General features: G+C 72.5%; 17 protein-coding genes. 9 read left to right on the forward strand and 8 right to left on the reverse strand.

The window, feature by feature from the left end; genetic code table 11:
• Window positions 1-57: 57 nt before the first annotated feature.
• Window positions 58-507 (reverse strand): MarR family winged helix-turn-helix transcriptional regulator, encoded by a 450-nt coding sequence (locus V6V47_RS13420; RefSeq protein ID WP_334628507.1) that lies wholly within the window; start codon window positions 505-507, stop codon window positions 58-60.
• A 63-nt stretch (window positions 508-570) separates the two neighbouring features.
• The gene (locus V6V47_RS13425; RefSeq protein WP_334628508.1) at window positions 571-2,049 is read right to left on the reverse strand and encodes an NCS2 family permease; all 1,479 of its coding nucleotides are present in this window, start codon (window positions 2,047-2,049) and stop codon (window positions 571-573) included.
• Window positions 2,050-2,141: 92 nt separating this feature from the next.
• On the opposite strand from V6V47_RS13425, the gene V6V47_RS13430 reads away from it, so the two are divergent.
• Window positions 2,142-2,387, forward strand: coding sequence for a DUF2530 domain-containing protein (locus tag V6V47_RS13430; RefSeq protein WP_334628509.1), 246 nt, complete (start codon window positions 2,142-2,144; stop codon window positions 2,385-2,387).
• Window positions 2,388-2,423: 36 nt separating this feature from the next.
• Here the strand turns inward: V6V47_RS13430 and V6V47_RS13435 are convergent, their stop codons facing one another.
• Entirely contained in the window at window positions 2,424-3,263 is an 840-nt protein-coding gene (locus V6V47_RS13435) for a DUF3027 domain-containing protein (RefSeq protein ID WP_334628510.1), read from the reverse strand.
• Window positions 3,264-3,351: 88 nt separating this feature from the next.
• On the opposite strand from V6V47_RS13435, the gene V6V47_RS13440 reads away from it, so the two are divergent.
• From V6V47_RS13440 to V6V47_RS13455, 4 genes are all read left to right on the forward strand, one after another.
• Window positions 3,352-4,974, forward strand: a complete 1,623-nt coding sequence (locus V6V47_RS13440) for an MFS transporter (protein WP_334628511.1) — start codon at window positions 3,352-3,354, stop codon at window positions 4,972-4,974.
• Entirely contained in the window at window positions 4,971-5,636 is a 666-nt protein-coding gene (locus V6V47_RS13445) for a futalosine hydrolase (protein ID WP_334628512.1), read from the forward strand. Before V6V47_RS13440 ends, V6V47_RS13445 begins: the two co-directional genes overlap by 4 nt.
• A 221-nt stretch (window positions 5,637-5,857) precedes the next feature.
• Entirely contained in the window at window positions 5,858-6,469 is a 612-nt protein-coding gene (locus V6V47_RS13450; protein WP_334628513.1) for a hypothetical protein, read from the forward strand.
• A gap of 81 nt (window positions 6,470-6,550) precedes the next feature.
• Window positions 6,551-7,381 carry a 1,4-dihydroxy-6-naphthoate synthase gene (locus V6V47_RS13455; protein WP_334628514.1) on the forward strand — a complete coding sequence of 277 codons (831 nt, stop codon included), beginning with the start codon at window positions 6,551-6,553 and terminating at the stop codon, window positions 7,379-7,381.
• Here the strand turns inward: V6V47_RS13455 and V6V47_RS13460 are convergent.
• On the reverse strand, window positions 7,342-7,728 hold the full coding sequence (locus V6V47_RS13460) for a cold-shock protein (protein WP_334628515.1): 387 nt from the start codon (window positions 7,726-7,728) through the stop codon (window positions 7,342-7,344). The genes V6V47_RS13455 and V6V47_RS13460 overlap by 40 nt on opposite strands.
• 28 nt (window positions 7,729-7,756) lie before the next feature.
• Window positions 7,757-8,380, reverse strand: a complete 624-nt coding sequence (locus V6V47_RS13465; protein ID WP_334628516.1) for an HAD family hydrolase — start codon at window positions 8,378-8,380, stop codon at window positions 7,757-7,759.
• An 83-nt stretch (window positions 8,381-8,463) separates the two neighbouring features.
• Here V6V47_RS13465 and V6V47_RS13470 point away from each other — a divergent pair, with 83 nt between their 5' ends.
• Window positions 8,464-10,950 (forward strand): helicase-associated domain-containing protein, encoded by a 2,487-nt coding sequence (locus tag V6V47_RS13470; RefSeq protein WP_334628517.1) that lies wholly within the window; start codon window positions 8,464-8,466, stop codon window positions 10,948-10,950.
• 34 nt (window positions 10,951-10,984) lie between these two features.
• On the opposite strand, the gene V6V47_RS13475 is transcribed toward V6V47_RS13470, so the two are convergent.
• On the reverse strand, window positions 10,985-11,221 hold the full coding sequence (locus V6V47_RS13475; RefSeq protein WP_334628518.1) for a hypothetical protein: 237 nt from the start codon (window positions 11,219-11,221) through the stop codon (window positions 10,985-10,987).
• Window positions 11,222-11,316: 95 nt separating this feature from the next.
• The gene (locus V6V47_RS13480; RefSeq protein WP_334628519.1) at window positions 11,317-12,198 is read right to left on the reverse strand and encodes a L,D-transpeptidase family protein; all 882 of its coding nucleotides are present in this window, start codon (window positions 12,196-12,198) and stop codon (window positions 11,317-11,319) included.
• A gap of 173 nt (window positions 12,199-12,371) precedes the next feature.
• Here V6V47_RS13480 and V6V47_RS13485 point away from each other — a divergent pair, with 173 nt between their 5' ends.
• Window positions 12,372-14,051: a DNA repair helicase XPB gene (locus tag V6V47_RS13485; protein WP_334628520.1), complete on the forward strand. Its 1,680-nt coding sequence runs from the start codon at window positions 12,372-12,374 to the stop codon at window positions 14,049-14,051.
• A 321-nt stretch (window positions 14,052-14,372) separates the two neighbouring features.
• Here V6V47_RS13485 and V6V47_RS13490 read toward each other — a convergent pair whose 3' ends face one another.
• Window positions 14,373-15,125, reverse strand: a complete 753-nt coding sequence (locus tag V6V47_RS13490) for a TIGR03089 family protein (RefSeq protein WP_334628521.1) — start codon at window positions 15,123-15,125, stop codon at window positions 14,373-14,375.
• A 128-nt stretch (window positions 15,126-15,253) separates the two neighbouring features.
• Here V6V47_RS13490 and V6V47_RS13495 point away from each other — a divergent pair, with 128 nt between their 5' ends.
• Together V6V47_RS13495 and V6V47_RS13500 are read left to right on the forward strand one after the other, a co-directional pair.
• Window positions 15,254-16,312: a hypothetical protein gene (locus V6V47_RS13495; protein WP_334628522.1), complete on the forward strand. Its 1,059-nt coding sequence runs from the start codon at window positions 15,254-15,256 to the stop codon at window positions 16,310-16,312.
• 93 nt (window positions 16,313-16,405) lie between these two features.
• On the forward strand, window positions 16,406-18,709 hold the full coding sequence (locus tag V6V47_RS13500) for an esterase-like activity of phytase family protein (protein WP_334628523.1): 2,304 nt from the start codon (window positions 16,406-16,408) through the stop codon (window positions 18,707-18,709).
• Window positions 18,710-18,917 lie beyond the last annotated feature (208 nt).

Genomic DNA, 18,917 nt, shown 5'->3' on the forward strand with positions numbered 1-18,917 from the left:
TCCGGACGTACGCGTCATCGACACGTGACGGCACGGGCCCGGTGGCGCGGGCGCGGCTCAGGCGCGAGCGAGCTGCTGAAGAATCCCGGCGGCCCTGTGCAGGGTCTCCCGTTCGTCCTCGGTGAGATCGGCCAGCCGATGGGCCAGCCACTCATCGCGGGCCCGCTCGAACTGGTCGAGCACGGCCTCTCCCCCTTCGGTCGCCGCGAGGATGACCTGCCGGCCGTCGGTCGGATGGGGGGTCCGCTGCACGAGGCCGCGGTCCTCCAACTTCCCGACGATCTTGGTCATCGTCGGCGGCTGCACCCGTTCGACATCGGCCAGTTCCCGGGGCGTCAAGGCACCCGCCAGCCGAAGGCTGGTGAGTGCCGAGACCTGGGTGACCGTGAGGTCGCCGACCGGCCGGGCCTGCCGGACCCGCCGGTTGAGTCGGGTGATCGCATCACGCAGCTGGGGGGCCAGCTGCGCCGGTGGCACGCGTTTCGCCGTCACCGTCCGCTCCGTCACGATAGTTAGCCTAACTAATGAGCCTGGCTAACGACATCCGATATGACCAGACTCACGAGGGGGTCAGAGCACCAGGGACTCGATGGGCCCGCGCAGGAAGTACAGCACGAAGAGCGCCGCCACCCCGTACAGCAGAGGGTGGACCTCCCGGGCCTTTCCCTTGGCCAGCTTGACCACCACGAAGGTGATCAGGCCGGCGCCGATCCCGTTGGAGATCGAGTAGGTGAACGGCATCAGCACGATGGTGAGGAACGCCGGAATGGCGATCTCGTAGTCGGACCAGTCGATCGTCCGCACCGCCGTCATCATCAGGAAACCGACCACCACCAGGGCCGTCGACGCCGCCTCGAACGGCACGACCACGACCAGCGGCGCCAGGAACATCGCGAGCAGGAAGAGCGCGCCGGTGACCAGGTTGGCCGCCCCGGTCCGGGCGCCCTCCGCGACACCGGCGGCACTCTCGATGTACGACGTGTTGCTGGAGGTGCTGGCCGCGCCGCCGGCAGCAGCGGCGATCGAGTCGACGAGCAGGATCTCCTTGGCCCTCGGCGGGGTGCCGCTCTCGTCGAGCAGGCCGCCCTCCTGGCCGACCGCGACCATCGTGCCCATCGTGTCGAAGAAGTCCGTGATCAGCAGGGTGAAGACGAACATCAGCACGACCAGCCAGCCTGCCCGACCCCACGAGTCGAGCACGTTGAACTTGCCGAGCAACGACAGGTCCGGCAGGTCCACGATCGTCTTCGGCAGCTCCGGGACGTTCAGCGACCAGCCCTTCGGGTTGGGCTTCCCGTCGACGAAGGACGGGCCGATGTTGCCGACCGCCTCCACGATCAACGCGAGGACGGTCGAGGCGAGGATGCCGATCAGAATCGCACCCCTCACCCGCCGCACCACCAGCACCAGCGTGACCAGCAGACCCACCACGAAGACCAGCGTCGGCCAGCTCACCAACTTGCCGCCGATGCCCAGGCCGACCGGGACGGTGGTGTTGGCCGCGTCCGGGATGCGCCGGACGAAGCCGGCGTCCACCAGACCGATGATCGTCAGGAAGAGGCCGATGCCCACCCCGATCGCCGTCTTCATCTGGGTCGGCACCGAGCGGAACACCGCGGTCCGCAGACCGGTCAGCACCAGCACCGCGATGATCACACCCTCGATCACCACCAGGCCCATCGCGTCGGCCCAGGTCATCTCCGGAGCGATTTCGTACGCCACCAGGGCGTTGACGCCCAGACCGGCGGCGAGCGCCAGCGGGAACCGGCCGACCACTCCCATCAGGATGGTCATCAGGCCGGCGACCAGCGCGGTCGCCGCAGCCAGCGCCGGGATCGGCAGCGTCTTGCCGTCACCGTCGACGGCGCCACCCAGGATCAACGGATTGAGCACCACGATGTACGCCATCGTGAAGAAGGTGGCCAGGCCGCCGCGTACCTCGCGGCTCACCGTCGACCCGCGGGCGGAGATCTCGAAGAACCGGTCGAAGCCGTTACGCGGGCGAGCAGGGTCGGGTCGTGGGCCGGTCTCGGGCGGCGCTACTGCCATCGGGTCCTCGCAGGGTGATCTTCCGGTTGTCGGGCGCATCGTCCCAGATCGCTGGTCGGCAGGGGAAGAAGGAGATCGCGTACGCTTGCTGGGTGCCGAACGACCAGCCGCCGCGGCCCGAGCCGCTGGACCCCCCGATGGTGCCCTTCGCCGTCGCTGGGCTGATCGCGTGGGCGGTGGCCGGGCTCATCCTGTTGATTTTCTTCCGGGGTTGGCTGACCGACCACCATCACCAGAATTGGCTCTGGACCTGCCTGGCCGGTTTTCTGTGGGGCTTCCCTGGTCTCGCCACGATGATGCGGCACGACGCCAACCGACGCCGCCGCCGCGCCAACTGACCCGAGCGGGTGCGCCGGAACAACCGGCGCGGCCGGTCAGGAGTGCCCGTACGGCTCCGCCGGCTCGGCGGTCTCCACCGACCCCGGTGCACGGCTGACCGACATGGCCTCCACGGCGCTGTCGTCGTACACCGTGGGCAGCTCCTCGACTGCGGTCTCGCCCGCCTCGATCAGCGTCTCGGAGTGGGCGCCGCAGCCGTGGTCGGCGGTCACCACCCGGCCGTCGTCGGGGGCGTAGAAGTTGCCGCACGCGCCGAAGCCCTGCCGCAGCGCACCGGCCAGCGGCAGGTAGAAGCCGCAGGTGCCGCACCGGGCGGCGGCCGGAGCCGCGGCGGAGATGGCCGCGGTGGGACCGTGGTCACCGTCGTACCAGCGCTGCGCAGCGTCGGCGCGGCCCTCCCGGGAGAGCACTCGGGCCCGACCGAGGCCCAGCTCCCAGGCCGTCTCCTCGACCGCCGGGTCGTCGGAGAGCAGGTAACCGGGGGCGAGTCGCTCGTCGTCCGGGGAGGTCGGCAGCAGGTCACCTGGGCCGAGGTCACCGGGCTTGAGCCGCTCCTGCCAGGGCAGCCACCCCGGTGCGAGCAGCGCGTCCGGGCTGGGGAGCAGCACCGTCTCGCAGATGGTCACCGTACGGCTGCGCGCCACCCGGGTGACGGTGACCGCCCAACGCCAGCCGCGGTAGCCGGCGAGCAGGCACTCGAAGTAGTGGGTGACCAGCCGTTCGCCCTCGGCCACGACCTGCAGGTGGTCGCCGACGTCATCGGCGTCCACCTCGGTGATGCCGGCGCGAGCCACGTCGATGGCGGCTGCGCAGACCTGGTCGAGGCGGGCGGCGCGGGTGGATGCGGGCCTGGTCACTTCACCATTGTTCCCCATGCGCCCGGTAGGCGTGACAGGGACTCCCGGGGAACCTTTCCCCGCACTGGTGCGGCGTACCTGGATCAGATGGGCGAGGATGGTGAACATGCCGTCGTACTCCCGCTCTGGGCGATCCGTCCTCGGGCGGACCGTCGGCACCGGCATCCGCGCCATCCGCCTGCTCCTGCGTGGTTCGGTGGGCAGCGGCCGCTGGGTGACCCGCCGGGCCGGCCGGGCCCGAGCGCGGGGCGCCGGCGGCGAGGTCGGCATGGTCCGCCTCTTCGACCTGCACGCCCTCTCCTGCGCTGGTGACACGCTGATCGCCATCGGCCTGGCCGGGACGATCTTCTTCAACGTGCCGCTGGGCGAGGCGCGCAGCAAGGTCGCGCTCTACCTGCTCGTCACCATGGTGCCGTTCGCGATGCTCGCTCCCGTGGTGGGCCCGCTGCTGGACCACTTCCGGCACGGCCGGCGGTACGCCCTGGCCGCCACCATGCTCGGCCGAGCGTTTCTGGCCTGGTTGATCAGCGACTACATCCACGGGTTCGGGCTCTATCCGGCCGCCTTCGGGGTGCTCGCCCTGTCCCGGGCGTACGGCGTGGCCCGGTCGGCGGCGGTGCCCCGGCTGTTGCCCGAAGGGCTCGGCCTGTCCCAGGTGGGTGCCCGGGCCAGCGTCTACGGCACGGTGGCGGGCGCGCTGGTGGCGCCGATCGGGCTGGCCGCGTTCTGGTTCGGCCCGCAGTGGCCGCTCCGGGTCGCATCGGTGATCTTCCTGGTCAGCATGGTGATCTCCCTGCGGCTGCCGCCGAAGGCGGACTCCGAGCCACCGGAGCGGGTCCCCCGGCCACTGCGCGCGCTCGGCCGCAACCGGGGCGAGCGGCCGCTGGGTCGGGGTCGACCGTCGGGTCGGCTGGTGATCGCCACCCTGATCGGCGCCGCGACCCTGCGCGCGGTCTACGGCTTCCTGCTGCTGTTCCTCGCCTTCGCGATCAAAAAGGGCGACCTGACCACCGTCGTGTTCGGGCGCGATCTGGGTGCCGAGTGGGCGCTGGGCCTGGTCGGTGGCGCGCTCGCGGTCGGCACCTTCCTGGCCACCGCGGTCGGCACCCGGCTGCGCATCCACCGGCCGACCGCCATCCAGTCCAGCAGCATGGTCATCGTGGCCGGGGTGGCCGTCCTCGCCGTCATCCAGTTCTCCCTGCCCCTGGTCGCCCTGCTCTGCCTGGTCGCCGCGCTGGCCAGCGGGGTGGCCAAGCTGGCGGTGGACGCCTCGATCCAGGAGCGCATCCCGGAGCGGCTGCGGGCCAGTTCCTTCGCTCACTCGGAGACGGCGCTGATGCTCGCCTTCGTCGCCGGCGGAGGGCTCGGGCTGGTCCCGTTCGACGGCCGGACCGGCATCGCGGTCGCCGCCGGGGTGGGCGTCCTGGCCGCCGCCCGTGGCGTGCTGGTGGCGGGCCGGCTGCGCGCGGAGAAGCTGGCCGGCCGGCCGCTGGGTGACGACGAGCTGACCGTCGACGAGCCGGCGGACGACGGGCCGACGGGCGACCGGGCCGAAGATCCGACGCCGACCTCACCGGCGCCGAGCCCCACCAGCTCGAGGAGCTACGACGACCCGGGGCTCGCCCCGCCGGGCTTCCACATCTACCGCCCCTCGTCCTCGGCCGTCGGTGGCAAGGGCGGTGGCGTGGACGACGAGACCCGCCGGGAATCCCCCGGGCCCCTCTCGTGACCGGCCTGCTGGTGGTGACCGCGGTGCCGGCCGAGGCGGACGCGATCCGGGCCGGTTTGACAGCCGCCACCGGGAGCGACACCGCCGTGACCGTGGCCCCGGTCGGGGTTGGCCCGGCCGTGGCCGGTGCCGCCACCGCCCGACTGCTGGCGCTGGCCGAAGCGGCCGGCAGCCCGTACCGCGCGGTGGTCAGCGCCGGCGTCGCCGGCGGCTTCGCCGGGCGCGTCGCGGTCGGCGACACCGTCCTCGGCACCGCCAGCATCGCCGCCGACCTGGGCGCCGAGTCCCCGGATGGGTTCATCCCCGTCGACGAGCTGGGAATGCCACCCGCGTTGCTCGGCGGCGGCAGCGTGGTGCCGGCCGACCCGCGACTGCTCGCGGCGCTGCGGGCCGCCCTGCCGGCCGCCACGGCCGGCCCGGTGCTCACGGTCAGCACGGTCACCGGCACCGCCGCCAGCACCGAGGAGCTGCGCCGGCGGCACCCGGAGGCGGTCGCCGAGGCCATGGAGGGCTATGGAGTGGCGGTCGCCGCGGCGCAGGCCGGGGTGCCCTTCGCCGAACTGCGGACCATCTCCAACCCGATCGGCCCTCGGGACCGGGACGCCTGGCGGCTACGCGAGGCGCTCGCCGCCCTGACCACGGCTGCCCCGGCCCTGCGCTGACCCAGGCCGCTCAGCTGTATGGACCGATGCTTCCGGGCCATCCTCGAGTTATCAACACTCAGGCGGGAGCTGTGGATAACCCTGTGGACAACCCCTCGGGTCGGTGGACGGACGCCTCTGCGGCTTCGCTGAAGCGGGCAGCAGACCGTTTCCGCAGGTAAGGGGCCCGATGAGGTGTGTCGGTGACTACCAGCGCACACCGTGTGGTTGATCCTGGGTTGATGCGTGTTCTGAGAAGTGTCGCGGTTGTTGCTGTTTTGGCCGTGTTCGGAGCGGGCTGCTCCGGCGACGACAAGCCGGCGGCCGCGCCGACGCCGGTCGTGACGTCGACCGCGTCCGGTGTCGCCGGAGAGCCGAGCGCATCGCCGGGAGCGACGGCGGGGCCGGCCACCGACATCGCCGTCTGGCCCGACGGGCTGACCGCGAAGTTGGTGGCCCTCGAACGGGTCCCGAGCTCGTGGGGTGTCGACGTGCCCAAGACGCGGGCGATCGTGCGGATGACGCTGGAGGTCCACAACGGCGGCACAGTGGCGCTGCCGGTGCCCCCGTCGTCACGACAACTGATCCTCCGCTACGGGGAGAAGATGATCGAGGCCGCCGCCGTGACCGGTCCGAAGTACGCGGACCCGGCGGAGCGGACACAGAAGGCCTTGAGCGTGGACGGGGACACCCCGATCCCGGTCGGGGGGACGGCCCGCTTCGTCGAGTCGCAGACGGTGCCGATGGCCCACGTCAGCGATCTGACCGTGGTGGTGGAGCTGCCGGCGACCAGCGGAAAACGCAAGCCGTACACGCTGACCGCGGCGCACGCCCTGCTGAAGATGGTGCAGTGAGGTAATTGCCCCGCCGGTTGCGCGTCACAGTGGGCGGGGTGGGCGCGGAGGGCGCCGCGCGGGCGGGGCTACCGTGGGGGCGTGGCGCTCTCCCTGGCGATCTCTCCCTGCCCCAACGACACCTTCGTCTTCCACGCCCTGGTGCACGGGCGGGTGGATGGCGCTCCGCCGGTCGAGGTGACGTACGCCGACGTGGACGTCACCAACACGGCCGCCGAGCGGGGGGCGTTCGACCTGGTGAAGGTGAGCTTCGCGGCGCTGCCCTGGCTGCTCGACGACTACCACCTGCTGCCCTGCGGTGGCGCGCTCGGTCGCGGATGCGGGCCACTGGTGCTCACCAAGGGTGACCGCACCGACCTGACCGGCGCCACGGTCGCCGTGCCGGGTGACCGGACCACCGCGTACCTGCTGTTCCGGCTCTGGTCGGCGGGGCGTCCGCCGGCCCGGATCGAGGTCGTCCCGTTCAACGAGATCATGCCCGGCGTCGCGGCCGGCCGCTACGACGCTGGGCTGGTCATCCACGAGGCTCGGTTCACCTACCACCGGCACGGCCTGACCTCGCTGGTCGACCTCGGCGAGTGGTGGGAGGCCGACACCGGCCTGCCCATCCCCCTCGGCGCGATCCTGGCCCGGCGTGGCGCGGTGGACCCGGAGGCCGCCGCCGGCTGGGTCCGCGAGTCGGTCCGCCAGGCCTGGGCCGACCCGACGGCCAGCCGGGAGTACGTGCTGGCGCACGCCCAGGAGATGGAACTCGACGTGGTGGACCGGCACATCGACCTCTACGTCAACGAGTTCACCGCAGACCTGGGCGAGGCCGGCTTCGCCGCCGTGGCGGCGCTGCTCGACCGGGCCGCCGACGCCGGGCTGACGCCTCAGACCTCCAGCTCGCGCGCGACCGCGTGGACCAGCTGAGCGATCTTCTGGGCGGCCTTCCGGTCCGGGTACCGGCCCCGACGCAGGTCGGGCTGGACCTTCGCCTCCAGCACCTTGATCATGTCCTCGACGAGGCCGTGCAACTCCTCGGCTGGCCGGCGGCGCAGCTCCGCCACCGACGGCGGCGCGTCCAGCAGCTTGACCCCCATGGCCTGCGCGCCCCGGCGGCTGTCCACCACGCTGAAATCGACCCGCTGACCACCCTTGAGCTCGGTGACCCCGGCCGGTAGCGCGCCCTTGGGCAGAAACACGTCGCCACCCTCGTCACTGGTGACGAAGCCATAACCCTTGGCCGTGTCGTACCACTTCACTCGACCCGTAGGCACCTGAGAACCCCTGCTTCACTTGAACCGTCTACTGCTCCAAGGCTAGCTGGATCATGCCGTCGAGCGCCGCTGGGAATTCGGTGAGATCGTTCAACACCACCTCCGCCCCCGCCGCGCGCAGCTCCTCCGGGGAGCACGGCCCGGTGGCGACGGCGATTCCGGGGACCCCGGCCGCCCCGGCCGCCAGCATGTCGGCGACGTGATCCCCGACGTAGTGCGTGGCGTCGTACTGTCGCAGGGCGACGGCCTTGCCCTCGGCGAACAGGTCACCGGCCAGCTCGTCGACCGCGAGGCCGAGGTGCTCCAGGTGCAGCCGGGCCAGCCGGCCGAGCTTGGCGGTGACTACCAGCACCCGGCCGCCCCGGGCGCGGATCGCGTCGATCGCCACCCGCGCGCCGGGCAGCGGCAGGGTCGGCGTGATCGCGTACGCCGGGTACAGCTCGCGGTACGTGTGCACGGCCGACTCGACCTGCTCGGGCGGGAACCAGTAGGCGAGCTCGGTACGCAGCGGCGGGCCGATCCGCGACACCGCCAGCTCAGCGTCCACCGGCACGCCGGTCCGGGCGGTCAGCGCCCGGAAGGTCGCGGCGATGCCGGGGCGGGAGTCGACCAGGGTCATGTCGAGGTCGAATCCGACAGTCAGTGCGGGCATGCCGAGAAACGTACCCGCGACTCCCAGTCGGCCGGACGTCCGAGGGGCGCGATGCCCCGGTCCCGGGCTAGCGTGGAACGACGATGACCACCTCACTCGCCGACCACCTGCGGTCGCTCCCCGACGAGGCGCTGGCCGCGCTCCTCCAGCTGCGGCCCGACCTCGTCGTGCCCGTGCCCGCCGACGTCTCCGCCCTGGCCAACCGGGCCCAGTCCCGGGTCTCGGTGGCCCGCGCGCTGGACGGACTGGACCAGTTCACCCTTCAGATCCTCGACGCCGCCCGCCTCACCCGGGTCGCGGGTGACGGCACCACGGCCACCGAGGCGGTGCTCGCCATGGCGACCGCCGGGCCACGCCCGCCAGCGCCGACGGCCGTCCGGGCCGCCGTCGACCGGCTGCGCGCTCTCTTCCTGCTGTACGGCCCGGAGCACGCCCTTGAGGTGGCCCCGGCCGTCGACGAAGTGTCCCCGTACCCTGCCGGGCTTGGCCGGCCGGCCGACGAGCTGGACCCGCGGACGGCCGCGCTCTGCGCGGACCCGGCGAAGCTGCGGCGGACGCTGCTCGCCGCACCCCCGTCGGCCCGGGCGATCCTGGATCGGCTGGCCGCCGGACCGCCGGTCGGCAGCGTGCCCCCGGGCGCGTTGCAGGCACCGCCGCTCGGCGCGGACGACGCCGTGCTCTCCGACCCGACCAACGGTGGCGCGCCGACCGGCTCGCCGGTGCGCTGGCTGGTCGACAACCGGCTGCTGGTGCCCGTCTCCGCCGGCTCGTCGACGACCAGCGGCACGGTGGAGCTGCCCCGCGAGGTCGGCCTGCTGCTGCGTCGGGACAGCGGCCCGCTGGGGCCGCTGCGCACCAGCCCGCCGCCGGTCGCCGCCGCGCCGCGTGAGGCGAAGGCGGTCGACTCGGCCGGCGCTGGGCAGACCATGGAGGTGGTCCGGCACACCGAAGGGCTGCTGGAGCAGCTTGCCGCCGAACCAGCGCCGGTGCTGCGCTCGGGCGGCATCGGTGTCCGCGACCTGCGCCGGCTGGCTCGCACCGCCGGGCTGGACGAGCCGACCACCGCACTGCTGCTCGAGGTGGCGTACGCGGCGGGTCTCGCCGGCGAGATGGAGCTGCCCGGGGCGACCACCACCCGGTACGGGGCGGACCAGCAGGTGCTGCCGACCGGCGGGTACGAGGTGTGGCGCGCCGCATCGCTGGCCCAGCGCTGGGAGCAGTTGGCCCGGGCGTGGCTGACCATGACCCGACAGGTCGGGCTGGTCGGCCGGCGCGACGACCGGGACCGGCCGATCGCCGCGCTCTCCGCCGAGGCCGAGCGGGCCGGCGCGACGGCCACCCGGCGGGTCGTGCTGGGTGTGCTCGCCGACCTGGAACCGGCCACCGCGCCCACCGCGGAGGAGGTGCAGGACCTGCTGGACTGGCGGGCGCCACGACGCAGCCGGGGCCGGGAGGCCGCCCACCGGGAGGTGCTGGCCGAGGCGGCCCAGCTCGGCGTGACCGGCCTGGGTGCGCTCACCTCGTACGGTCGGCTGCTGCTGGCCGACCTGACCTCGGCCGACGAGCGCGGTGGCGAGGACCCGCTCGGGCTGCAGGCGGACGTCGAGAGCGGCGACCCGTCCAGCGCCGCCCGGGCACTGGACGCGCTGCTGCCCGCCCCGGTCGACCACTTTCTGGTGCAGGCCGACCTGACCGTCGTGGTGCCCGGGCCACCCGAGCCGGGGCTCGCCGCCGAGTTGGAGGCGATGACCGAGCCCGAGTCGGCTGGCGGAGCCAGCGTGCACCGGGTCACCACGGCGAGCATCCGGCGGGCGCTGGACGCCGGCTACTCGGCCGATGACCTGCACGAGCTGTTCCGGCGGCGGTCGCGTACGCCGGTGCCGCAGGGGCTCAGCTACCTGGTGGACGACGTGGCCCGTAAGCACGGCGGGCTACGGGTCGGCTCGGCCGGGGCCTACCTGCGCAGCGACGACGAGGCGCTGCTCACCGAGGTGCTGGCCGACCGGCGGTTGGAGCCACTCACGCTGCGCCGGCTCGCCCCGACGGTGCTGAGCACCCCGTACGTGGTCGGTCGGCTGCTGGGCGCGCTGCGCGACGCCGGGTACGCCCCGGTGCCGGAGGACGCGAGCGGCAGCATCGTGCTGGCCCGGCCCCGGATCCGACGGGCCCCGGCCCGCGTACCGGTGATGACCCGGACGCTGGATCCGCTGGCCGCCCCGAAGCTGCCCATGCCGCGGCTGCTCGGGGTGGTGGAGCACATCCGACGGGGTGAGGCGGCGGCGCGGGCGGCGCGGCGGGCACCGGCGGTGGTGCGCGGCGGGGCGGCGGGGCTCGGCGGCGGCCCGGTGCCGGCGCACACGCACAGCGAGGCGTTGGCCGTGCTTCAGCAGGCCGTCCGGGACCGGGCGCTGGTCTGGGTGGGATACGTGGACGCGCACGGGGCAACCGCGTCCCGGCTGGTCAAGCCGGTCTCGATCGGTGCCGGCTACCTGCGTGCCGAGGACGAGCGGACCGAGATGCTGCACACCTTCGCGCTGCACCGGGTCACCGCGGCGGTGCTGGCGGACTGACCGGGAGCACCACCGGGCCGCGAGCGCTCGCTGCTCAGCGGCGGCTACGGCGGAACGTGCCGACGACCGAGACGATCAGCAGCAACGCGAAGCCGGCACCGGCGGATTCACCGAGCGAGTCGACGAAGCCCTGCCGCAGGATCAGCCAGCCGAAGAGGAACCACCCGACGAGGAACGTCGCCGCGACGACGTACGCCGCCACGGTCGCCGCGGACACCTCGTCGGGTGGTATCTGTTCATGGTCTGCGATCACGTCACGGTCGACCGTCATGCCCAGCCTCCCCGCCCGGTCCGGCCCTGGAGTCCAAGAGTGTCACTCGCAGAACCGGTCCGACAGGGGGTTGAACCCGCGATTCGACGCGGCGCTCAGGTGCCGGGGCGCCGGCCGATCAGCACCACCCTGGTGCCGACCTTGCCCAACTCCCACATCCGGACGGCATCGACGTGCAGCAGGTTGACGCAGCCGTGCGACCCGATCGACTTCTCGTGCAGGTACGTCGTGGTCTCGTGGAAGCCCATGCCCTGGGTGAAGTGCTGCCAGTAGGGCAGCCACACCTCGTACGGGTCGGACCACTCCTTCGGATTGCGGTAGTTGACCTTGTAGGTGCCGGACGGCGTGCGGTAGCCGGACATCCCGGTCCGGGTCACCGTCGGCGCCATGATCACTTTGCCGCTCCGGACGGCCCAGACGGTCTGGCGGGTCAGGTCCACGCAGAACGTGGTGCCCGAGCCGGCCTTGCAACTGGCCGGGTCGGTGGTGGCGAGCCGCTTGGCCACGTCGTACGTGGTGGGGCCGGCGCGACCCTCGGCGGGGCGGATGCCGTACCGCTTCTGGAACTTCTTGATGGCGGCGCAGTCGGCGGCGGACTGCCGGCCGTCCACGGTCACCGTCCCGAAACCGCCCAGCCGGGCCAGGTACGTCTCCACGGCTCGTTGCTGCTCGCCCTGCGGGCACCCGGCGGCCGCCGGCGCGACGGTGCTGGTGGCCGGCTTCGGCGGCGTGCTGCGCTCCGGCTTCGGTGACGTCGTGCGGCTGGGCTTCGGCGTCGGTGCGGTCGTGGCAGGTTGGTCACGCTGGTCGGGCCCGGTTGTGTCGCTCGCCCCCGTTGAACCATCCGCTACACCTGCCGGGGCGGCTCCCCCGCCGCCACCCCCGCCGGCCTGCGGATCGAACGCGCACGCACCGGCGCCGACCAGCGTGACCACCACCAGAGCGACCAGTCGAGAAGTGATCCGGACATGCCTCATGGAACCTCCCCTGGACAGTCGTCCCATTGCTAGACGTTTATAAGTGCCCTGCCGGTTGCGTCCGGTGAGCATCTTTCTTCCGACACTTCGGGCCGTGCAACACTGGATGGTCGGCCGGCGGTGGGTAAGCAACCGCGTCGGCCGGACGGCCAACCGGAGGAGAGGACGCTGGCGTGAGTGGTGGACCACTGATCGTTCAGTCGGACAAGACCCTGCTGCTGGAGATCGACCACCCCGACGCGCAGGCCTGCCGCATGGCGATTGCACCCTTCGCCGAGCTGGAGCGCTCTCCCGAGCACGTGCACACCTACCGGCTGACTCCGCTCGGCCTGTGGAACGCCCGCGCCGCGGGGCACGACGCCGAGGCCGTCGTGGACGCACTGATCAAGTACTCCCGCTACCCGGTGCCGCACGCGCTGCTGGTGGACGTGGCCGAGACGATGGACCGCTACGGCCGACTGCAACTCGCCAACGACCCGGCGTACGGCCTGGTGCTGCGCGCTCTCGACCGGCTGGTGCTGATCGAGGTGGCCAAGAGCAAGAAGCTCGCCGGCATGCTCGGCAACAAGATCGACGATGACACCATCCAGGTGCACCCGTCCGAGCGCGGCCGACTCAAGCAGGCGCTGCTCAAGCTGGGCTGGCCGGCGGAGGATCTGGCCGGCTACGTCGACGGCGAGGCGCACCCGATCGAGCTGGCCGAGGCCGGCAAGGACGGCCGCAAGCCGTGGACGCTGCGGTCGTACCAGCGGGAAGCGGTGGAGGCGTTCTGGGCCGGCGGGTCCGGCGTCGTGGTGCTGCCCTGCGGTGCCGGCAAGACCCTGGTCGGCGCGGCGGCGATGGCCGAGGCGAAGGCGACCACGCTGATCCTGGTCACCAACACAGTCGCCGGCCGGCAGTGGAAGCGGGAGCTGATCGCGCGCACCTCGCTGACCGAGGAGGAGATCGGGGAGTACTCCGGCGAGCGCAAGGAGATCCGCCCGGTCACCATCGCCACGTACCAGGTGCTCACCGCGCGACGCGGCGGCGCCTTCACCCACCTCGACCTGTTCGGGGCGCGCGACTGGGGCCTGGTCGTCTACGACGAGGTGCACCTCCTGCCCGCGCCGATCTTCCGGTTCACCGCCGACCTCCAGGCCCGCCGCCGGCTCGGCCTCACCGCCACCCTGGTCCGCGAGGACGGCCGCGAGGGCGACGTGTTCAGCCTGATCGGCCCCAAGCGGTACGACGCGCCGTGGAAGGACATCGAGTCGCAGGGCTGGATCGCCCCGGCCCAGTGCACCGAGGTCCGGGTGACCCTGACCGACGCGGAACGGATGTCGTACGCGACGGCGGAGGCCGAGGAGCGCTACCGGATGGCGGCCACCGCGCGCACCAAGCTGCCGGTGGTCAAGGCCCTCGTCGACCGGCACCCGGACGACCAGGTGCTGGTGATCGGTGCCTACATCGACCAGCTACACCAACTCGGCGACTACCTCGACGCGCCGATCATCCAGGGCTCGACCACCAACAAGGAGCGGGAACGGCTCTTCGACGCGTTCCGCACCGGCGAGATCCGCACGTTGGTCATCTCCAAGGTCGGCAACTTCTCGATCGACCTGCCCGAGGCGGCGGTGGCGATCCAGGTCTCCGGCACCTTCGGCTCCCGCCAGGAAGAGGCGCAGCGCCTCGGCCGGGTGCTGCGACCCAAGGCCGACGGCCGACAGGCGCACTTCTACACGGTGGTCAGCCGAGACACGATCGACACGGAGTACGCCGCCCACCGGCAGCGCTTCCTGGCCGAGCAGGGCTACGCGTACACGATCATCGACGCCGACGACGTCCTGGGCCCGTCCCTGCCGTCGTTCGACTGACCCGCCCCGGCGCCGACGCTGCCCCAGCGGCGCCGGCGCCCGCCGTTGATCCACTCCAGATCACCGATGTCGGGGTGTCCCGGTCGCTCGGACACCCCCAGATCAGCGAACCGGAGTGGATCAGAGGGCTTCCCGGTCAGCGCACAGGTAGAGCCGGGCGGGCTGACCGTCTCGGCCGAGGACCAGCAGGGCGTACGCCATTGGGTCTTCTGTGACCGGCCGCTGCCCGGCGGCGCGCGGTGTGCGCTGCCCACCGATCACCTGTCGCCCTGCTCGGGCCGGGCACGGCCGAGCGTCTGACCAGGCCCAAGGCCGCGATGTCTAGAGGACCCGGGTGACCTGCTCGGCGGCGACGACCGCGTCGCGCTGCGCCGGGTCGAGGTTGGCGCTGATCACCACGGACGCGCCAGCAGAGAGCGGCGCGAGCAGCCACTTCAGCGGCTGCTCCGTCTCGGCGGCGTCGACCAGCAGGCGGTCGCCAGCGCGCAGGTCCAGCATTGCCGCGAACTCCTTCGCAAGCGCGCCCCACTGACCGTAGGTGGAGCCGTCCGCGGTGGCCGGGTCCGACGGGTGGATGGCGGTGTGCGCAGGCGTGACGTCCGAATAGCGAAGCACCTCGGCGGACCAGTCCAGCCAGCCCAACGGCACGTCGGCCAGCTTGCCCGGCCCGGTGCCGACGAGGTAGCGGTGCGTGGCCTCTGGCACGTCCTCCAGCCAGTCGTCCTGCCGCTCGGGCGTTACCAGGACCGCGTCGAACGGCCGGTCGCCGCCCGCCTCGAGGACCGCCAGGCCCGCGGTGGCCCGGGGCCGGAACGACACCGCCAGCCCGGAGGCCCACGCACCCAACAACACCGCAGCGGTACGCCAGTGCGGCGGCAGCAGCACCGCGACCCGGCTGCCGGGGCCCAGCCCGCAGCCGTCCCGCAGCAGGCTGGCGCTCCGCGCCGACCAGGTGCCGACCTGCTGCGCGGTCAGGTCGACCCGTTCGCCGGTCGCCTCGTCGCGGTAGCTGAGCATCGGCCGCTCGGCATCAGCGGGCCGGGCCGACAGGTCGGCCGTGACGGTTGGCTGCATCTCACGCTCCCGGGAACGACGTCGACGCCACCCTACTCAACGACTTTGGTCGAGCCCGCTGTCGGCCGATGGCCGTATCGGCCGTCCGGGTGGCCAGCGCACGGTACGGAGAACCCTGAGGAGCGCCCATGCCAGCCAACCCCGACCCGCCCGCCACCGCCGACCCGGCTCCGCCCGTCGACACCGACTCGGCGCCGTCGCGCTGGCGGCGGCTCGTGCCGGTGCTGGCGCTTTTCGTGCTCGCGCCCTGGGCCGCCGAGTGCTCCTGGGGCGGCTTCACCCTCGACGACTTCCTTCCGGTAGTGATCTTCCTGGGCCCGATGTACGGCGGCGCGGCGATCCTCATCCGGGAGACCGCCCGGCACCTCGGTGAAGGTTGGCCGACGATCGTGCTGCTCGCCGCCGCGTTCGGCGTCCTCCAGGCCGGCCTGGTCGACCAGTCGCTGTTCAACCCGGACTACCTCGACGACACCGAGTACGCCGACACCCGGGCCGCCGCCGAGGCGACGTTGGTGCCGGGGCTCGGATTCAGCCTCCGGCAGGCGTTCGACTACGTGGGCAACCACATCACGTTGACGATCTGCGCCCCGATCGTGCTCGTCGAGTCGATCCTCGGGCCGGGCAGACGGCTCCGGCCGTGGCTTGGCCGACCCGGTCTCGTCGTGGTCGGCGTGATCTACCTGCTCGGCAGTCTGCTGATCTTCAGCGACAGTGGCCGGAAGGGCTTCCTGGCCAGCCCGATCCAGTTGGCCTTCGCCGTCGCGGTGGTTCTCGCTCTCGTCGCGGTGGCTCTGCTGCCCCGCTGGCGCCGCGTCCGTCGGCGACGTCCCGCCCGGGCACCGCACGCGATCTGGGTGAGCCTGGTGGTCGTCGCCGTCCACTTCGGCACCGACCTGGCACCCGGCTGGCTGGGAGTGGGCATCGCGCTGGCGCTCACCGCCATCGTCGGGGGCCTGATCGCCCTGTGGTCCGCCCGCGCCGGCTGGGGGCAGCGGCACGTGCTCGCCGCCGGCTCTGCGAGCCTGGTCACCGTCGCCGCGTTCGCGTACCTCGTGCCGCCCTACGCCGCGGCGTCCCCCACTGAGGCGCTGGTCGGTGACCTCGCGGTCAGCCTTGTCACGATGGCCCTGGTCAGCGTGGCCGCCTGGCGGCTACGCGGACGAGTCGACACCGCGGCGAACAGCTGAGGGCCACCCCGACTGTTCATGTCTCCGCAAACTGCTCCTCGCCCGTAGCTGTCAGCCTCCGACCGAGCCTGAGCATGCAGACGGAGGAACCCCTTGACCTTGCGAAGAGCACTCACCGCGGTAGCCGCGACCGGCGTAACGGTCGCCACCCTGGCCGCCGCCGGCACGGCCTCCGCCAACGGGCACCACCCCGACCGGGCGCTCGCCTTCGACCGGGTCGCCACGTACCCGGTCTTTCAGAACCGTCCGGCCGGCGAGGACCCGACGACCCCGACGGTCGCGGAGATCTCCGCGGTCAGCTCGGACGGTCGCACCCTGATCCACACCGACGCGCTGGCCAAGCGGATCGGCTTCCTCGACATCTCCCGGGCCGACCGGCCGCGCGGCCTCGGCACGCTCTCCCTGGCCCAGCTCGGCAACGCCGAGGACGAGCCGACCTCGGTCGCGGTGGTCGGCAGGTACGTGCTGGTGGTCGTCAACACCAGCAGCAGCTTCACCGAGCCGTCCGGCCGACTGGACGTGATCGAGCTGGCCAGCCGCGAGCGCGTGGCCAGCTTCGACCTCGGCGGCCAGCCCGACTCGATCGCGATCAGCAAGGACCAGCGGTACGCCGCGATCGCCATCGAGAACGAGCGCGACGAGGAGGCCACGCCGCCCGGCGGTGAGGAGGGCGACCTGCCGCAGGCGCCCGCCGGCTTCGTGCAGCTCGTCGACCTGGTCGGGCGTACGCCGGCCGACTGGCGGCTGCGCTCGGTGCCGCTGACCACCGCCAACGGGCAGGCACTACCCGCGCTGGTCGACGCCGGCCTGGCCGCGCCCACCGACCCGGAGCCGGAGTACGTCTCGATCAACAGCCGGAACCAGTTGGCGGTGACCCTCCAGGAGAACAACGGCGTCGTCCTGGTCGACCTGCCCACCGGCAAGGTCACCCGGGTGTTCAGCGCCGGCACGGCGACCGTCAGCGGGATCGACACCGTCAAGGACGGCACGATCGACCTGACCGGCAGCATCACGGACGTGCCGCGCGAGCCGGACGCCCTGGCCTGGATCGACGACCGGTACCTCGCCACGGCCAACGAGGGCGACTGGCACGGGGGCACCCGCGGCTGGTCGGTCTTCGACAGCCGCAACGGGCGGGTCGCCTGGGACGCTGGCAACACTTTCGAGCGGCTCGCCGTCACCTACGGGCTGCACAACGATGACCGGGCCGGCAAGAAGGGCACCGAGCCGGAGGGTGTCGCGGTCGCCGAGTACAACGGCGTGCGGTACGCGTTCGTCGGCTCGGAGCGCAGCAACTTCGTGGCCGTGTACGACCTGGGCGACCCCACCCGGCCGGTGTTCCGGCAGGTTCTGCCGACCACCAACGGGCCGGAGGGGCTGCTGCCCATCCCGTCGCGCGGGCTGCTCGCCGTCTCCAGTGAGGAGGACGACGCCTCGGTGAACGTCCGCGCCTCGGTGTCGCTCTATCAGCTCGGCAAGGGCTCCCCGGCGTTCCCGAGCATCGTCTCCGCCAGCGACCGGGCCGGTACGCCGATCGGCTGGGGTGCCCTGGGCGCACTGACCGCGGCGCCCGGCAAGCGGGACCAGCTCTACAGCGTCACCGACGCGGCGTACACCCCGACCCGGATCCTGTCCGTGGATGCCGGGCGGACGCCGGCCATGATCACCGGCGCGCTCACGGTCAAGGACGCGGCCGGAGCCCCCGTCGGGTACGACGCGGAGGGCATCTTCGCCCGTCCGCAGGGCGGCTACTGGCTGGCCGTCGAGGGCGCCAAGGGCGCCGAGAACAAGCTGGTCCGTCTGGACGCGGCCGGGGTGACCCGGCAGACCGTCGCGCTGCCCGCGGAGGTCGCCGCCGGCCTGGGCAAGCAGGGCCTGGAGGGGGTCACCGCGACCACCGACCGGCAGGGCCGGGAGATCGTCTGGGTGGCGGTGCAGCGGGAGCTGAGCACCGACCCGGCCGGCGTGGTCCGGCTGGGCCGGTACGACGTCGCGGCAGGCACCTGGAGCTGGTACGGCTACCAGTTGGGGGCCACCACCGTGTCCGGCGACTGGATGGGCCTCTCCGAGATCACCGTGGTCGGTGACCGGCTCGCGGTCATCGAGCGGGACAAGCTGAACGGCCCGGCCGCCACGGTCAAGCGGATCTACACGGTGCCGCTGCCCGGTGCGGCGGCGACCGGCCCGCTGACCGTGCTGCCGAAGACGCTCGCCGTCGACGTGCTGCCGGCGCTGCGCGCCACCAACGGGTGGACGCAGGAGAAGCTGGAGGGTCTGACCGTGGCCGGCAACGGCGAGGTCTACGCGGTCACCGACAACGACGCCGTTCAGGACGCCACCGGTGAGACGGTCTTCCTGCGCCTCGGCTCCAGCCGGAAGGTCTTCGGCCGCAACTGATCGATCCGGCCCGGATCGGCCCGGTACCCGCGATCGACGGGTGCCGGGCCGATCGTCGTTCGCAGGACGTTCGTGGCGTGCTCGGGGCTCCACCTCCACCTCGGACTCGCGTCCTTTGCTCTGCTTACACCGGCGCAACAGAAACGAGCGTCCCGTGTTGCGTCCGTTGAAGCAGAGCAAAGGACGCGACCGTGACAACCGACCGCGG

The sequence above is a fragment of the Micromonospora sp. CPCC 205539 genome (assembly GCF_036906815.1).
GTDB lineage: Bacteria > Actinomycetota > Actinomycetes > Mycobacteriales > Micromonosporaceae > Micromonospora.

What these genes read in the sequence shown, in the direction of transcription:
- V6V47_RS13425 (WP_334628508.1), bottom strand. Translation starts at nt 2,049, where the DNA reads ATGGCAGTAGCGCCGCCCGAGACCGGCCCACGACCCGACCCTGCTCGC.
- V6V47_RS13435 (WP_334628510.1), bottom strand. Translation starts at nt 3,263, where the DNA reads ATGGGGAACAATGGTGAAGTGACCAGGCCCGCATCCACCCGCGCCGCC.
- V6V47_RS13440 (WP_334628511.1), top strand. Translation starts at nt 3,352, where the DNA reads ATGCCGTCGTACTCCCGCTCTGGGCGATCCGTCCTCGGGCGGACCGTC.
- V6V47_RS13450 (WP_334628513.1), top strand. Translation starts at nt 5,858, where the DNA reads ATGCGTGTTCTGAGAAGTGTCGCGGTTGTTGCTGTTTTGGCCGTGTTC.
- V6V47_RS13465 (WP_334628516.1), bottom strand. Translation starts at nt 8,380, where the DNA reads ATGCCCGCACTGACTGTCGGATTCGACCTCGACATGACCCTGGTCGAC.
- V6V47_RS13470 (WP_334628517.1), top strand. Translation starts at nt 8,464, where the DNA reads ATGACCACCTCACTCGCCGACCACCTGCGGTCGCTCCCCGACGAGGCG.
- V6V47_RS13475 (WP_334628518.1), bottom strand. Translation starts at nt 11,221, where the DNA reads ATGACGGTCGACCGTGACGTGATCGCAGACCATGAACAGATACCACCC.
- V6V47_RS13480 (WP_334628519.1), bottom strand. Translation starts at nt 12,198, where the DNA reads ATGAGGCATGTCCGGATCACTTCTCGACTGGTCGCTCTGGTGGTGGTC.
- V6V47_RS13490 (WP_334628521.1), bottom strand. Translation starts at nt 15,125, where the DNA reads ATGCAGCCAACCGTCACGGCCGACCTGTCGGCCCGGCCCGCTGATGCC.
- V6V47_RS13495 (WP_334628522.1), top strand. Translation starts at nt 15,254, where the DNA reads ATGCCAGCCAACCCCGACCCGCCCGCCACCGCCGACCCGGCTCCGCCC.